Source organism: Exiguobacterium sp. s46, assembly GCF_018618875.1.
Classification (GTDB): domain Bacteria; phylum Bacillota; class Bacilli; order Exiguobacteriales; family Exiguobacteriaceae; genus Exiguobacterium_A; species Exiguobacterium_A abrahamii.
Genome location: NZ_JACSMY010000001.1, coordinates 761780 through 777095 on the forward strand (window position 1 = coordinate 761780; position 15316 = coordinate 777095).

Consider the following 15316-nt stretch of genomic DNA (forward strand, 5'->3'; position numbering starts at 1 on the left):
GGTTAAACGAAAAGGTCAGTTGATTCCGAGTAAAAAGAATCTTCTGACCTTTCGTGATATGTAGTGTGAAATTAGAAAGCATCACGTGATTTAGTTTCGCTTCGGCAAACTAGTCGTCGTGCCCATCTCGACGACGTGATCATCTTGAAGACGATACAAGAAATATTCCTCTTTTTGAAGTCCTTGCCCCTGTACTTTTACGGCAATCTTATAGCGTTTCTCTTTATCGCGGTGTTTGTCGTCATAAGCAGAGTGGAGTGAGACGACACGAGCTGGACCGTATTTTTTCTCGACATAGGTTTCGACTTTTGTGCTGACGTGCTGCTCGAATCGTTCATCGTATCGGACGTCTAAGTAAAACAGCAGTCCACCTAATAGGAGTGAGGCAACCAAAACGTTCATTCCGACTTTTTTCAATTCATCACTTCCGATCGTTCCATAGCATTGAACCTAGAAAAGCTGTTACTAATGATCGGAAGACGATGCATCATAACAGCGATTGAATCATTAATTTGAAAATCTACATCATTTGAGTGATTGCTTTAAAGATCGACTCCAACTAATTTAAGAATGATGACGATCGTGATAGCTGAGAGCGCAAAAGAACCGGCAAAAGCAAGCTGTTTTTTCAAAAGTATCTCCTCCTCATGAAAAGGTTACCATTATTATACCATTAAGTAATGTATCTGTAAAATTAATTCCAATTAGAACCCTGGATTTTCATCATAAAATTTTAGGAATAGATGACAACATCCCCACTCCTCGTTTTGTCAAGAGAGCAGTGATTTTTCATGTTTCCTACATTCTACTTTATTAATAGTCGATGAATCGCCCTTGCCTCAGCATATGTCGATTCCTGTCCGAACCAACGATAAGTGAGAGTTGATAATGGCGAAGTTCCAGTGTCATTCAATAAAGCGATAGATAAATTATTCTTCCGATCAACGATTAAAAACTGTCCGCCTGATCCCACTCCCCATAACAGAGGATTTTTAGCATTTGATTCTAACCACCAAAGATATCCATATCCTGAAAAACGATCGACGTCCGAAATCTTAGAGTAAGCCATTGTACTCTCCTCAACCCACTTGATTGGAATAACGGATCGTCCTTTCCACTTACCATCTTGGGCATAAAGCGCACCAAATCGGGCAAGGTTTTCGGCAGACATATAAAATCGATACATCGGAATGGATGTTTCTTCATTCTTTTCATAAGTGACATGAGAAGGGCTGAATGTTTTCATGCCAACAGGCTTGGCGATCCATTGTTCAAAAGCATCTCCGATTTTCATTTTCGTCTCTTTCTCAAGAATAAGACCCAACATGTTAAAATCCCAATTGTTATAGTAATAAAAACTTCCTGGAGTATGACTTTCGCGTTTTGGACGTAAATCTTTCATTCGTTGTGATTCACCCAATGCGTTTAAGTAGATACCTGATCGTGCTTGTAATAAGTCCCGAATTGTTGCGGACTTCTCTTGTTTCGTTAAGGGTTGCTTGGAATCATCGACAGAGAGTTGTCCCAATGTCATATCCAAGTCTACTAACCTTTTTTCCTCTGCAATCCCAAATAGTGCACTGATGATGCTTTTACGAATAGAAGCAACATTATACAATTCGTTCGAAGAGCCGATGGATGCCACTTGTTGGGTATCCTGAATTGCATATAATACGTCCGACTCATTGCGTTTCATCTGCTGTTGAAGACTTATCTTCAACTGTTCAGTATCTGTTTTACTTTGAAGTGAAATATTTTCATTATCTGTTTCGTTTTGTACGAACGGGCGGGTAAGATAGACGAAAAGACTCCCAATTACTATTAGAGATAAAAATAAAAGAGTACGTTTCCTTCTTGACTTCATAGTTCAGTTCTCCTTCAATCAATGTTGTGATGACACTGATTGATTATCAACCTTCAAGTAACTTTAAGGTCAAGCTTTCTATAAAATATAGTTTAAAAGGAGAGATAACTTGAGTTTATTTAAAATTGGAGAGGCTGCAAAACAAAGTGGGATACCTGCATCGACACTACGATATTATGATCAGATTGGTCTGATCCGTTCGCGTCAAATCGATCCACATAGTAAGTATCGATATTACACACAACACGACATCACACATATGAAAATCGTCCAGCATCTGCGCAGGATGAATTTTTCTCTTGAAGAAGTTCAACTTTTTTTAAACGAAAGAAATATGAATCTTCAACTTGGATTGTTAGATAAGAAGAAACAAGAAATTAAGTTAAAGCGGTTGGCACTTCTTCAGACTGAGAAGGAAGTGCATCGCCGAATCGAATCTATAGAAAAGGAATTAATTTCGTCAACAATCACGAAAAAGGATAGTTGGGAAATAGTAGTGAAACATTTTGATGAACGACCTATTCTATCGAAGCGAAAGATTTTCGACAGAGGCGGAATTGATATCTATCAAGACGCGTTTCTACAGTTACTCAAAGAAAATTCGTTTGAGGATCTACCCGTTACATCGCTCGTGTTACAGCATCATCATATCCAACTAAATGAAGAATTTTCTCACTTCGAAAGACATCTTCCAGAAATCGATTTAGAGGTAGGCGTGCTTCTTCCTTCCATGACATCCCCGTTTCAGAATGCGACTTTGCCTAGTGGTAGTTATGCTTGTATTGTGAGTAGAGGTATGGCAGGGAAGGAACGATTTCGTAAATTATATTCATTTCTACAAGAATGGCTTCAAGAAAACAACTATAAAGTCGAGGGACCATTAATTGATATCGTCTTAACAGACCTCACTCAGTTAACTGCGATTGATTATACGGAAGATATACTTTCTGAGACTCAATTTCGCATTACACCAAATAATGCGTAGTGTGAAAGCAACAATCATTTTGTACTTTAATTTTATATATGTAAAATTAATTCTAAAAAAATCGCAATTTCTTATTACAACGTTTCATAAAGAAAATGACAACATCCCTACTCCTCGGTTCGTCAAGGCAGTAGGGATGTTTTTTCATGTCCACCAATCCGGTGGAGTATATCTCGTTAAAAGATCTTTCTCGACGAGTCGCTGATTCACATAAGATGTGACGCTTGGAAGTAACGCATCCATGTTGGCAGGGTGCACCATGACCTCAACGGATGAACCGGGTGTGATTGAATCAAGTGTCGCAAACGAAACGCCCTCTCCATAAAACCGCTCATCGAAGCGATTCGTCAGCCAGAGATCCCGGTGCTTCTCGTTCCCCGCAGCACGGAACGTCGTTTGATATTCGTTAGCGAGATCGACGATGATGGAATCGATCGCGGACCAGCCGTGGATATGATGGTGACTGTCTAAGTGATGCAACGACAGCCCGGTAGCAAGAAAAGCTTCAATCTGGGCTTTCCATTCTAGGTAGACGTCTTTAGGATCCGGTGGCTCTTCTTTCAAAAAGCGACTCGTGAAGCGGAACGTTCCGTCCTCCTTCGTTAACGACTGACTTGTCGAAGCGAGCGGTCTTCCCCAAGAGAGCACGAGATGTACGCCGACATGCAGGTCCGGGTGTTGCTGAGAAAGTCGAACAGCTTCTTCGACCGCATGTCCGTTCATCATCAGCGTCGTCGAATTGACGGGACCGTAAAGATGACTCTCGATGATGCCTTGGTTAATACCCGTCGTCAAACCGAAATCATCAGCATTGACGATTACACGCGTCTTAGGCATGTGCCGTGCCAGTCAGCGAGAGTGCTTGATCAAGCACTTGATCGCCCTTCATCAACCCGTATGCCATGTTGTCAATCACAGCAACCGGCACGTTAACTGCTGTACGGATTTTGTTCTCGAGGTACCGGACTTGCGGACCGATCAAGATGACGTCCATCGTCGTATGTTCCTTTAGTCGCGATTCGGGTACTGCTTCGATCGTTGCGTCAAGCCCTCGTGCTACGGCTTCCGTCCGCATTTTTTCTACCAAGATTGAAGTGGACATGCCTGCTGAGCAGACGAGTAAGATATTCATTTCGCTTCCTCCAGTCGATTGATTTTAGTGATCATGTCGATCATCTCGGTCGCCAGTTCCTTGACCGTCATCGCCGTCATCAGATGATCTTGAGCGTGGACGAGTAGGACACTCATCTCGTTGCTCGTTCCTCGTGCTTCTTCTTGCAAAAGTTCCGTTTGTAGTTTGTGTGCCTCAAGAAACGAAGTCTCTGCTTCCTCGAGTTTCGCTTGGACAAGTGCTTCGTCACTGCGTTTGGCAGCAGCAATCGCCTCAAAAGCACTCGAGCGTGCATTTCCGGCATGTAAGATGATCATGAACGATAGTTGTTGGATTGATTCTGTCTTCAACTGATTTTCTCTCCTTCGTGGATGCTGTCTTTGTTTCGATTGATTTCGGCAGTCATGGCGCGAGCTCCTGCTACGACGAACGGGATGTAAATGAGCGTCGCGAGCGTCAAGTTGAACACCTGAAGCAGGACACCGCGGATGCTGCCACCGGTGACAAGATACCCGCTGATGATCGGTGGTGTCGTCCATGGTACGATGGCGACCGTCTTTGGAACCATTCCGGTTGATAGTGCAACATATGAGACGACCGTCAAGACGACCGGTGCGAGGATGAACGGAATCAACATGACCGGGTTGAGCACGATCGGCATGCCGAAGATGACCGGTTCGTTGATGTTGAACAGACCAGCTGGAGCGGATAGCTTAGCGACTTGATGATAGGGATGATTACGTTGTTTCCTTACGACGATGAAGATGGCGAGTAGAAGTGACAATGTCGTACCAGAGCCACCCATGAAGACGAACGCATCGAGAAACGGTTTCGTTACCGTGTACGGGACGTCATAGGCGGAGGCGCCAGCTTGAAATGCAGCTAAGTTCTGTTCGATCAGCGGCAGGTAGATCGGCTCTATGACCGAACCGATGATGTTCGTGCCGTGTAATCCGAAGAACCAGAGGACATGGTTCAACAGAGCGATGATCAGACCGGCAGCGAGCGAATCTCCGAAACCTTGAAGCGGTTGCTGGATTGCCTTGAAGATGACTTCGAAGATGCTGAGCTCGAGTTTTATTTGAATGAACAACTGGATCGCAGCAACGACCGTCAAGATGATCATCGAAGGAATCAACGCTTGAAACGATCGGGTGACACCACCGGGCACACCGTCCGGCATCCGGATCGTCAGTTTCGTATGGATGAGAAGGCGGAACGCTTCCGTCACGAAGAGCGAGACGATGATGGCGACGAATAAACCTTGTGCGCCGAGCCAAGCAAAGCTAAGTCCCCAGTCTTTCGTGACCGGAACAAGCATGACGTAAGATGCGATCGACAGGATACCAGCGGCAAGACCGTCGATATCGTAGGACCGTGCCAAGTTATAGGCAATCGAGAAAGCGACTAGTAAGCCGAGGATCGCGAAGGAGGCATTCCAGATGTTTCCGCCGAGCCGTTGCCAACTGCCTTCACCAAAAGCGTTGTTCATCGAGCCGACGAAGTCGAGCGACCAGCTGCCGAGCTGGATGGCAGGGAAGTTATTGATCAGGATCGCGAGCGAACCGACGATGATGAGCGGCATGACGGAGACGAACCCGTCACGGATGGCGACGAGATGGCGCTGGGAACCGATCCGTCCGGCGATTTCAATGAACTTGTTCATGAGAGAACCTCCTTAAGTTGGAATTGGGGTAAGTACGGGTGATGCGCGCGAAACAGCTCTTCAAGTAAAGCGTCGATCCGTTTTTCGTCTTGGATCAATGGGTTCATCAGGGCAGCGAGATAAGCATCCTCATACTTCCCGGAGATGGCGGCTTGAATCGTCAGTTGCTCGAATGTCTTTAAGTTCGTGATCAGTCCACGCACGTGGAGTGGTAAGCTACCGATCGACAGAGGTCGCGGTCCGGCTTTTGTGATGACGGCGTTGACCTCGATGACCGCATCTTCCGGTAAGTCACGGATCGTTCCTTGATTCAGCGTATTGACGGTTTGGATATCACCACGGTCGTTATAGAGCGAGTCCATTAAGTTACACGCTGCATCCGAGTAGTAGGCTCCACCGCGTTGCTCAAGCTCCTTCGGTTTTACATCGAGCGATACGTCTCGGTATTGCTCGAACAGTCGGCGCTCGACTTCTTGGACGACTTCGGCTCGTGTTCCATTCTCTTCGTAAGCCTGTAAATCTTTAGCGAGCACGTCACGCGTTTGGAAATAATACTGATGGTACGGGTTCGGCAACATTTTAATTGAATTCAGGAACGACTCCGACCAGCCGAGTCCGACGATATTCGCTGGTGAGTAGTCGTTCCCTTGACGCAATGCGGAAAGAACGTCTTCTGTGCGGTCGACACCATTCACCGTGACTTGTCGACCAAAGATGAAGTGATTCAACCCGATAAATTCGATCGAGACGTGCTCGACGGGAGCATGTAGGATTTCAGCAACGGAGTTCCGCATGTTGAACGGGATGTTACAGACACCAATCACCTTCTGATGCTTGGAATGTTTCAATAGTGCTTCGGTCACGATCCCTGCAGGATTGGTGAAATTAATTAACCAGGCTTCGGGACAGAGTTCCGCCATCTCGTCAGCGAGCTCTAGTAAGACGGGAATCGTCCGAAACGCCTTGAACATACCGCCAGCGCCATTCGTCTCTTGACCGATGAAGCCATGCTTCAGTGGGATGCGCTCGTCAAGCGCACGGGCCGCAAGACCACCGACTCGGATTTGCGTCGAGACGAAGTCGGCTCCACGGAGCGCTTCTCTTCGATCGAGTGTCCAACGAAGTGCGATCTTCACGTTAGACTTGTCAATCATCCGTTGTGCGAGTTTCCCAACGGTTTCGAGCTTTTCTTTTCCGTCTTCGATATCGACGAGCACGACCTCATCGACCGGAAAGGAGTGGTGACGCAGAATGAATCCTTCGATGATTTCCGGTGTATAGCTGGAGCCTCCACCGATGATGACGACCTTGAGTGGCATGTTGTGAATTCCTCCTTATGAAAGCGATTTCTTTTTGTTGTAACAAATGTAACAAATAATACAACTTAGAGCAATATAAAAATACAAATAAAACAAATTATGATTTGTATTTGCATTTGTATGATGTCTGTATCACAATAAAGGCACAAAGGATTAGAGGAAGAGGTGGGGGTATGTCGCAATCGACGTTACAGACGGCAATCAAGGAAGAGTTACTGTCGCGAATCAAGAGAGGCTATTACGAAGAAGGGAAAAAATTCCCGACGGAGTATGTACTTTGTGAAGAGTTCGATGTTAGTCGGACGACCGTTCGGGGGGCATTGAACCAGTTGACGCTTGAAGGGTATCTGATTCGACAGCAAGGACGTGGGACGTTCGTCGCCGGTAAAAAAGTTCGGCAGACCTTGTCGCATACACCGAACAATTACGCCGCTCAGTTAGCGGTGCAAGGTAAGCGGGGCGAGGTGTCGTTGATTCAATTATCCGTCGTCTCTGCGACCGACGTCCTAACGGAAGTCTTTCCTGTAGAAGAGCAAGCGCCCATCCAGAAGATTGAACGGATTCGTCATGCCGACGGTGAACCGACACAATATGAGATCTCATTCATCCCCTGGTCGATTGCTCCAGGAATTACGAAGGAACAAGCAGAACATTCGTTGTTTGATACGCTATCGAAGGTCTTCGATATCCAAGTGGCGAAAACGACGGAGTCACTCGAAATCGTCTTAGCGGATGAAGCCATCAGTAGTCATCTGAAATGTCCGGTCAATGCGCCGTGTTTTTATATCGAGACGGTGACAGAGGATCAGGAAGGTCAGATCATTGAGTATTCACGATCCTACTTCCGTGGGGATAAGACAAACTTTGTGATTGAACGTTCGTATCGTTAAATGGAATAGCATTGTTGCCGAGAAGCACGAAAAAAGGTTGAATCCCTTCACACATCGAAATGGATTCAACCTTTTTTGACGTCATCATTTTGTTTCAACTCACATTATGCTAAGTAATAGTTGAGGCTGTTCGGAGAGTAAGTAATCGTTTTCGACGTAGCGATGATAGGACAATGACGAATCGTTCACATGAAATAGCGTCAACTGTCGACTCTCGAAGTCGACTTCTTCTATGTAGACAAGTTCTGTAATGCCACCGGAATGATGGGGAGGAAGCAGTTTTAAGGATAATCTTTCCCGTAAAGCGATGAATAACATGACGTCCATTTTATAAGTCATAGTAACGGAAGTATCATTGTGAAGAATAATGGATGAATCGATGGAGAGACAAATAAGCGGATTCATAGTGGGTAACGATACCGGATGAGTCATTTCTTTTTGAAGGTGCTGCATGATGAACCTCCCTATAATAAGAACGTATGTTCATATTATGGGGTATGAATACATTTTTTGCAATATTATTTGAGGTGAATCGTTTATCAAGGCATCAATCATGATTGTTCAAAGAGTTTGAATGGAGTTTTATAGATGGATTCTGGTACAAACGATAAGATCATGCTTTTCAAAAAAGGATGCTGAATTTTCATAGGTTTTGAGATAATCGGATCATATCCGTGCACCGGATTCCGTTTTCAATGATTTCCTTTTTGTAGTGCCTCAAGAAGTAGTTCGTATCGACACCGATTATTCGAAATCTAGACGTTTGACTATCTTATATGAGGGTTCTGCCACTAGCAAAAAATTCATCGGAGGATTTTCCTGATGAGACAATTGACGAATGTTTACATTCATAACTGTATTCTTCTTACATTTTAAGATGAATTAGCGAACCACTATTTTTATTAAATATAATATCAATTAATAAAAACCAGCATCTGATAAATAATCAGGTGCTGGTTTCATATTCTAAAGAGTCTATATCCAAGACAAATAAGTTTTTTTAACTCGGCATATGTTGAAGTTCATTATAAAGAACGTAGCTTCCTGAGGGAATGTCTTTTGCGCGATACATGGCGAGATCCGCGTGCTGTAGCATCTCGAGCATACTCGAGGCATCCGTCGGATAGCAGGAGATACCGATGCTTGGCGGACAAGAAATCATATGATTGACAATCTCATAAGGTGCTTGTAACGTGCTCAACAACTGATTTGCAATACGATGAAGTTGTTCGTATGATTTAACATTCTTTAAAAGTAATGTAAATTCATCACCGCCTTGCCGTGCCATCATGTCAAAATCCGCATCGAATGATTGTAGTCTTCTAGCGACCGCTTTCAATAATTGGTCACCGACATCGTGTCCCAGAGTATCGTTGACTGCTTTGAATTGATTTAAGTCCATGAAAAATAAAGACACATTTGATGGAGGATGAAAAGAATCACTTTTAATGAGCTTTAACAGGCGTTCTTCGAACGCAAGGCGATTGAATAATCCTGTCAACGCATCATGATAGGCAAGGTATTGAATACGTTGTTCATTTCGCTTTATTTCAGTCACATCCTTACCGATACCGAAGATTCCAACAATTTCGTTTTGGACGATGATTGGAACATTGGTGATGTTCATATACATACTGGAACCGAATGCATTTTCAACAACGGTCTCATAACTTCGGGGCATACCTTTAAATACTTCCTTTAGTTCTTCTGCGACCGTCATCCGATGTGTATCTTTGACATAGCGAAGGCTATTTTGACCCATCAAGTCGGTCTTAGAGACGCCGAGAAGATCGCTACAGGCAGTATTCGCACTATCAAATTGACCTTTAAGGTCAGTTGAGTACACTGGATCTGGATGATATTCGAACAAGGATTTATACCGTTCTTCACTTAATTCAAGCGTTTGTGCTTGATCGTAGTAGCGACGGACTAATTTATGATTCTCGATAATAATTAAGACTTGCCGGGTAATGACGAGTAAAATGGAAAGTCCTGAACCTACTGTCACGATATCGAAACTACGCGAGTGAAATCCCATGAAGACGAACAGAATCAAGACTCCCCCATAAGGCGTGAGCATTTGAAAAATATTTAACTTTTCGTGATGAGTCGTTAACGTTGTACTTATAGTATTTGGCTGATGTTGAAGACCTGAAAAAGCTAAAACGATCATTGCTATGATGAACAGAGGATCAATTAAACTACCTGAGATGTATGTGTCTTGAGCAATCAAATACAAGTAAACAGAGTCAGCGATTGCTTGTATCGTGACGGCTGCGATAATGAGATACATAGATAAACTTTTATCCTTACTCGTAAGGTTAAAGAATAAAAAGGAAGCGGCGACTAACATGCCCAAGTCTCCTAAAGGGTAGATTAGGGAGACAATGAGAGCATTCATGGTTGCCGCACTCGTATCCAAAATAGGCTCGATTAAAAAGTGCCAAGAGAAGGTACTCGCAACGACTAAAATAATCATGACATCGAATAAAAATGAAATGCGTTGCTGTATAGCTGCATCCTTCAAAATTTTGTAAATCAGAGCGTAAAGCAGGAAGATAACTTGTAGAATGTAAAACACGTCTGGCCATCCTGGAAACGCCACGTTTTTGTGAAAAATATTTTCTGTGAAAAACCAAATCAATTCGGCGATTAAATAACAAAAGGTGCCGAAAGTGATAAGTAACCAGAACTTACGATCATTTGAATCAGCCCATTTGATAGCAATCCTCAAGTAGAGAAGGGCGATCAACAATCCTGCAATTGAAAAAATATTTCCCCCTAGTGCTTCAAGAAATTGAGAATCAGAAAAAGTGACAATCCATCCATAATAGCCTAAAGCATAAAGTAGAATGATGAGGATAAAGCTTTTAGGTTGTTTAAACATGCTATTCTTATACTCCTTCTTATCATATTCACTTAGTATACAATGAGCTTATTTTTTGAAAAGAATTTGTTTATAAAACAGGTCTATACTGGTTTATCAGCAGAGCATCTTAAAATTATTCCTTAAGATCAAGATAGAAAAATAAGTCGCCATCATAAAGTGCATGACATAAATGATCAAACGTCATCTACGGCATGCACTTTAAAATTTTTAGAGAGATGTGGTCTTCAAAACATCTTGTGTTTGAAGCAATGTAACAAATGCGTCAAAATCGATTGGACGAGAGAATAAGTAACCTTGACCGATCGTACATCCGTAAGAAGTAAGAACCTCTTTTTGTTCAATCGTTTCGATTCCTTCCGCTACGACGGTTAAATTAAGATTCAAGCCGAGCTCGATGATCGTCTTGACCATAGGCGATTTTTGATTAGAAAGCAGGCGATCGATAAATGACTTATCGATTTTCAATGTATCAATCGGAAGTTGCTCGAGTACATTCAAAGACGAATACCCTGTTCCAAAGTCATCGATGGATGTTTTAATCTGCGAGGTCTTCAAACATTGCAAAATCGAAACGCTCTCTTTGATGTTTTGAACAATGCTCTCTGTAATCTCAAGTTCGAGCCACTGCGAGTCAAGAGATGTCTCCTCGAGAATCTCGATGACACGCCGGCAGAAGTTTGGACTCTGAAATTGAAGAACAGAAACGTTGACCGATAGAAGTAAGGGTTCAAATCCTAAAAGCTGAAGTTGTTTACTTTGGTAAGTCGCAGTGAATAGGACCCACTCTCCGATTTCATTGATCAGACCTGCTTCTTCAGCGATTGGGATGAACTCAGCTGGTGAAATCCACCCTAACTTTGGATGATGCCAACGGAGCAATGCTTCCATACCAACGATTCTCCCAGAACGAAGATTGACTTTAGGTTGATAGTAGACGCTCAATTGATGCTCACGTATCGCATTTCGTAAATAAGATTCAATTTCAAGCTTTCGTACTAAGTTGGATTGAAGTTCAGTTCCATAGGAAACAAATGCGTAATTTCCATTCTGTTTAGCTTGATAAAGAGCTTCAGCTGTATGAGCCTGTATTTCTTCGATCGTCAAACTTTGGTCAGGAAATACACTGACACCACCATGCGCTACAATATTCAATTCTAGCTCCTTCAAACGGATAGGAGCTGCAAGATGAATAAGTATCTTTTCATTCACAACAGTGATATTAGATCTCTCTGTTTTCAGAAGCACAATCATAAACTCATCTTCACTGTACCGATACATTTTAAAATTCTCTTTCAGTACATGTTTTAAGCGGAAAGATACTTCTTTCATGATCTGTTCTCCAACATGATGCCCGAAAATATCTGTGTACATCCGCACTCGTTCTACTTGAAGCAATATGAAGGCAAGCGGTGCGTGTTCATCTTTGAGGCTATTTTTGGTGTCTTGTAAAAATGATGCACGATTACCTAAGCTCGTTAATGGATCGATATATGCGATTTGGTTTAATTCAGCTAATAATTCACTATTTTTCATGACAGTAAAAGCTTGTCTAATGATGATAAGAAAAAAAATCATGATCCATCCTGTACTTAAGGCATTTAAATTCCAGGCATAACTTTGCATCATTAGGATGGAGAGGATCAAGATGCTCGAATAAGGAAAGATAAATTCTTTTTTAGTTGAGACATTAAGAGCAAATGGATCAATCATATTTCCTTGTCTAGGCTCTTTTTCATGATATCGAGCGGTGTAACCGATAAATAGTAATGCGATAGTCCAAATCAAATCGACACTGCCACCTGATATATAGCTATTCTTAATTGTAAATTGTGCAAAAGTGATATCTCCGATGACTTGTAAAAATAAACCGATGATGAGATAAGTCAAATATGCATTTCGTTTGTTGAATAGAATTAAATAATAAAGCGTGATGATAAAAAAAAGAATTCCTAAATCGGCAATTTGGAAAAGAAACGTGTGGGCGATGTACCACAAAGACTGCTGATTAATCTGATAAAGCGGATAAAGCAGGTAATGATAACTAATTGAAGTCGCGGCTATCATATAAATCATTGTATTAAAGAAGAATGCCGAGTTTGAAAATTTTCTCGTTTGATTCATAAGTTGATTTAACAGGGCAGCAAAGTAAAAAAAGTAAGAGCAGACCCAAGTTAAAGATGATAAGTCCGGTGTATTTATGACATGATTCGTAACAAGTAAGATGATCCAAACAAGTGTGCCAAGGGCAGAAAAACTTGTTCCAAGACCTAAAAACATCCAAAAACGTCTAGCGGATTCATTCTTGAGATAACTTTTTATGATCCAACTCGTACTTAAAATACCGACGAACAACTGGACCGTGTTTAATAGAACCAATCGCATCCATTCAGATCCTTCAAAAAAATGGTTCCCATACCAAAACAATAAACCAATTCCGATGGACAGAAGGAAGGGATAACTTATAGTTGTACGCAAAGATTTTTCCTCCCTTATGTTTAAATAGCTTTCAAATAAGTATCGGATATATTGGATTTATATTTAACGTAATGTTCTAATGTCGTTCGGATTTTAAAAATAGCTACTATTAAAATATAGAACTTAAAAATAAGCCTAGTTCTCCCAATTGAGTTGATCTAGGCTTACATTTAGTTTGTTATCGTTTTTTATTTTTTGATTTAAACGATTTAAAAGCTTTTTTACTGTCGTGTCTAGTAATTTGAAGCTTTCAAGTTTACAAGATGGTACGTCGTTTTCGTTCCATTCGTGATGCTGTACGCCAGTACACCGTCATGGTAAAGAGGAATGGAAACCAACTCTTCAAAGTTAGTCAGAGGAGCGACGGTCTTCGCTTTTAAGTTCGCATACATCAACTGATGGATGCCTTCGCGGAAGATGACTTGTGTATTTGAGAGGAACTGAATGCCGTCGATCGTCGTCTGGGCACTGGAAGCGGAATAGTTCAGCGTCTGTTCGTCCAATCCGATGGGTTGGAATATGGCGTCGCCTTCTGTTCCAAGAGCGAGATAGGTACCGCTGCGACTGAAATCAATTAATCCGGATATCTCTTTTTTGTAGGCACCATCCAGCGTCTCAAGCACACGGACGTTCTTTCCGTTGTTAAAGTGAGACGTGTATAAGGTCACGCCGTCATCGCTATCGCGGTGCTCGTATGTGAATAGACCGTCTCGTACCTTTCCTGTTTTTAAGATGAAGGACTGGAGTGGTGTGATCTTTCCGGTTTTTAAGGAATACGTTTTTATCGTGGAGACCGTTTTTTGTGCAGTCGCTTCTTGCGTGATCCAGGAAACCCGAGTTGACGTAACATCGATTCTCGGAGGGGACGTATCGAAGCGACTTTCACCGACATCGAGCGTCGTCACCTGATTCGTCGTAATCTTCAATTGACGAATCGACCATTTTACACCTGTTTTCGTCGGTTGTTCCGTTTCGACCCATAGTAAAAATTCACCTGTACCCGTCATCATCGGGATTGCATGCTTCGTCGCATGGACGATTTTGTTGTGCTGTCGTTTCGTATCGTATGTATAAATGGTGCTCTTATTTTCTTGTAGATCCAAGTAAAACATCTGGTTTTGATAAGCATACTGTGGATCGATCGAGACACGGTGTTTGCTTAATAAGGAAGAAAGGTCGTACGTTTTCGTTTGACCTAACGTGACGCGCTCCGATTGCTTTTCTAATTCGATTGCTTGTTGGTTCTTGGTGTCGGTCGTTGCTATCTTGGAGGAAGTGTTCACTTGTTCAGATGACGCGACATTTTTTTTTGCTACACGCGGTGTTGCTTGTTCTTCCATCATGGTACAACCCGCTGTCGTCCAAACGATGGTCGAAAGACAAAAGACAGATGCGAATCGATGTAATTTCATATCGGATAGCTCCTTCGAAGATTTTCGGAAACGTAAGTCAGTGCTGCATTTCATGGGAAGAGGGACTCGGACGACGGGTGTGAAGAAATACGAGATACCACCACTTTAATGTGTAGGCGAATAAGAAGACACACATCCATGCCCACGGTCGCAGTGTCGTCAATCCTTCGTAAAAATGTCTGAACTCTGTAATGTCAAGACGGTACATGGAGTTCCAAATGAATAATGCACACAGAAAAAGCATGGCTAACATCGCTCGAATCGATGCTTTTCTCAAAGATGGATGCTTGATCGCGACAAAAACTGCACTGATAAGTGTGATGAAAAAGAAAGCATAGAATAATACCCACACCCACATGTCATTGGTTGGACCCATATGTATTTTCCTCCTCAGTTAATCATGGATGCGTCTAGACGATCTTCTAAACAAAACAGAAAGAATGACATCAATCAGTAAGCCGATCAAGAACCAACTGATCAAGGTCAGGATGTAGATCAGGAACAGCGGGACATGGAAGGAATCTAGCCATGTTCCAAGAAAGGATCTTGATTCAAGAAGCCAGAAGACAGGGCTCGTCAGAAACAATAAGATATTTTTGTCGTCGTAGTCGAAGGCATTGAATAGACAGACGGCAAGTGAGAGCAAGGGAAGCCAAAGTCGAAAACCTGTACGCATTGTTATTCATCTCCTGTTTGAGTGGGGT

General features: G+C 42.6%; 15 protein-coding genes. 2 read left to right on the plus strand and 13 right to left on the minus strand.

The window, feature by feature from the left end; genetic code table 11:
* Nucleotides 1–90: 90 nt before the first annotated feature.
* Nucleotides 91–402 carry a hypothetical protein gene (locus KNQ08_RS03940; RefSeq protein WP_214769767.1) on the minus strand — a complete coding sequence of 104 codons (312 nt, stop codon included), beginning with the start codon at nucleotides 400–402 and terminating at the stop codon, nucleotides 91–93.
* A gap of 403 nt (nucleotides 403–805) precedes the next feature.
* On the minus strand, nucleotides 806–1864 hold the full coding sequence (locus tag KNQ08_RS03945; protein ID WP_214804818.1) for a serine hydrolase domain-containing protein: 1059 nt from the start codon (nucleotides 1862–1864) through the stop codon (nucleotides 806–808).
* Between the two features lie 109 nt (nucleotides 1865–1973).
* Here KNQ08_RS03945 and KNQ08_RS03950 point away from each other — a divergent pair, with 109 nt between their 5' ends.
* Nucleotides 1974–2849 (plus strand): MerR family transcriptional regulator, encoded by an 876-nt coding sequence (locus tag KNQ08_RS03950; protein WP_214804820.1) that lies wholly within the window; start codon nucleotides 1974–1976, stop codon nucleotides 2847–2849.
* 144 nt (nucleotides 2850–2993) lie between these two features.
* Here KNQ08_RS03950 and chbG read toward each other — a convergent pair whose 3' ends face one another.
* Genes chbG through KNQ08_RS03975 form a run of 5 tightly spaced genes read right to left on the minus strand, consistent with a single transcriptional unit; the run spans nucleotide 2994 to nucleotide 6945 of the window.
* Nucleotides 2994–3686, minus strand: coding sequence for a chitin disaccharide deacetylase (gene chbG / locus KNQ08_RS03955; RefSeq protein WP_214804822.1), 693 nt, complete (start codon nucleotides 3684–3686; stop codon nucleotides 2994–2996).
* A complete protein-coding gene (locus KNQ08_RS03960; RefSeq protein WP_047390543.1) occupies nucleotides 3679–3981 on the minus strand; it encodes a PTS sugar transporter subunit IIB in 303 nt (100 codons plus the stop codon). Before KNQ08_RS03960 ends, chbG begins: the two co-directional genes overlap by 8 nt.
* On the minus strand, nucleotides 3978–4310 hold the full coding sequence (locus KNQ08_RS03965; RefSeq protein WP_419718319.1) for a PTS lactose/cellobiose transporter subunit IIA: 333 nt from the start codon (nucleotides 4308–4310) through the stop codon (nucleotides 3978–3980). The genes KNQ08_RS03960 and KNQ08_RS03965 overlap by 4 nt, the downstream gene beginning before the upstream one ends.
* Complete coding sequence (gene celB / locus KNQ08_RS03970; protein WP_214804824.1) at nucleotides 4307–5626, minus strand: PTS cellobiose transporter subunit IIC; 1320 nt, start codon at nucleotides 5624–5626, stop codon at nucleotides 4307–4309. Before celB ends, KNQ08_RS03965 begins: the two co-directional genes overlap by 4 nt.
* Nucleotides 5623–6945, minus strand: coding sequence for a 6-phospho-beta-glucosidase (locus tag KNQ08_RS03975; protein WP_214769779.1), 1323 nt, complete (start codon nucleotides 6943–6945; stop codon nucleotides 5623–5625). The genes celB and KNQ08_RS03975 overlap by 4 nt, the downstream gene beginning before the upstream one ends.
* A gap of 173 nt (nucleotides 6946–7118) precedes the next feature.
* Between KNQ08_RS03975 and KNQ08_RS03980 the strand changes: the two genes are divergently transcribed.
* Nucleotides 7119–7835 (plus strand): GntR family transcriptional regulator, encoded by a 717-nt coding sequence (locus KNQ08_RS03980; RefSeq protein ID WP_058713528.1) that lies wholly within the window; start codon nucleotides 7119–7121, stop codon nucleotides 7833–7835.
* A 99-nt stretch (nucleotides 7836–7934) separates the two neighbouring features.
* Here the strand turns inward: KNQ08_RS03980 and KNQ08_RS03985 are convergent, their stop codons facing one another.
* The 6 genes from KNQ08_RS03985 to KNQ08_RS04010 all read right to left on the minus strand — a co-directional run bounded on the left by KNQ08_RS03985 (nucleotide 7935) and on the right by KNQ08_RS04010 (nucleotide 15288).
* Nucleotides 7935–8153 carry a hypothetical protein gene (locus KNQ08_RS03985; RefSeq protein ID WP_193748182.1) on the minus strand — a complete coding sequence of 73 codons (219 nt, stop codon included), beginning with the start codon at nucleotides 8151–8153 and terminating at the stop codon, nucleotides 7935–7937.
* Between the two features lie 682 nt (nucleotides 8154–8835).
* Nucleotides 8836–10722 carry a DUF4084 domain-containing protein gene (locus tag KNQ08_RS03990; protein ID WP_214804826.1) on the minus strand — a complete coding sequence of 629 codons (1887 nt, stop codon included), beginning with the start codon at nucleotides 10720–10722 and terminating at the stop codon, nucleotides 8836–8838.
* A gap of 210 nt (nucleotides 10723–10932) precedes the next feature.
* Nucleotides 10933–13200, minus strand: coding sequence for a putative bifunctional diguanylate cyclase/phosphodiesterase (locus KNQ08_RS03995; protein WP_149427253.1), 2268 nt, complete (start codon nucleotides 13198–13200; stop codon nucleotides 10933–10935).
* Between the two features lie 233 nt (nucleotides 13201–13433).
* Nucleotides 13434–14612: a hypothetical protein gene (locus tag KNQ08_RS04000; RefSeq protein WP_214804828.1), complete on the minus strand. Its 1179-nt coding sequence runs from the start codon at nucleotides 14610–14612 to the stop codon at nucleotides 13434–13436.
* A gap of 37 nt (nucleotides 14613–14649) precedes the next feature.
* A complete protein-coding gene (locus KNQ08_RS04005; RefSeq protein ID WP_214804830.1) occupies nucleotides 14650–14988 on the minus strand; it encodes a hypothetical protein in 339 nt (112 codons plus the stop codon).
* An 18-nt stretch (nucleotides 14989–15006) separates the two neighbouring features.
* A complete protein-coding gene (locus KNQ08_RS04010) occupies nucleotides 15007–15288 on the minus strand; it encodes a hypothetical protein (protein WP_214769788.1) in 282 nt (93 codons plus the stop codon).
* Between the last annotated feature and the right edge of the window lie 28 nt (nucleotides 15289–15316).

Excerpts from the sequence above, each read along its gene's own strand:
- KNQ08_RS03980 (WP_058713528.1), top strand. The coding sequence starts at position 7,119 with ATGTCGCAATCGACGTTACAGACGGCAATCAAGGAAGAGTTACTGTCG.
- KNQ08_RS03990 (WP_214804826.1), bottom strand. The coding sequence starts at position 10,722 with ATGTTTAAACAACCTAAAAGCTTTATCCTCATCATTCTACTTTATGCT.
- celB (WP_214804824.1), bottom strand. The coding sequence starts at position 5,626 with ATGAACAAGTTCATTGAAATCGCCGGACGGATCGGTTCCCAGCGCCAT.
- KNQ08_RS03945 (WP_214804818.1), bottom strand. The coding sequence starts at position 1,864 with ATGAAGTCAAGAAGGAAACGTACTCTTTTATTTTTATCTCTAATAGTA.
- KNQ08_RS03975 (WP_214769779.1), bottom strand. The coding sequence starts at position 6,945 with ATGCCACTCAAGGTCGTCATCATCGGTGGAGGCTCCAGCTATACACCG.
- KNQ08_RS03985 (WP_193748182.1), bottom strand. The coding sequence starts at position 8,153 with ATGTTATTCATCGCTTTACGGGAAAGATTATCCTTAAAACTGCTTCCT.
- chbG (WP_214804822.1), bottom strand. The coding sequence starts at position 3,686 with ATGCCTAAGACGCGTGTAATCGTCAATGCTGATGATTTCGGTTTGACG.
- KNQ08_RS03940 (WP_214769767.1), bottom strand. The coding sequence starts at position 402 with ATGAACGTTTTGGTTGCCTCACTCCTATTAGGTGGACTGCTGTTTTAC.
- KNQ08_RS04010 (WP_214769788.1), bottom strand. The coding sequence starts at position 15,288 with ATGCGTACAGGTTTTCGACTTTGGCTTCCCTTGCTCTCACTTGCCGTC.
- KNQ08_RS04005 (WP_214804830.1), bottom strand. The coding sequence starts at position 14,988 with ATGGGTCCAACCAATGACATGTGGGTGTGGGTATTATTCTATGCTTTC.
- KNQ08_RS03960 (WP_047390543.1), bottom strand. The coding sequence starts at position 3,981 with ATGAATATCTTACTCGTCTGCTCAGCAGGCATGTCCACTTCAATCTTG.
- KNQ08_RS04000 (WP_214804828.1), bottom strand. The coding sequence starts at position 14,612 with ATGAAATTACATCGATTCGCATCTGTCTTTTGTCTTTCGACCATCGTT.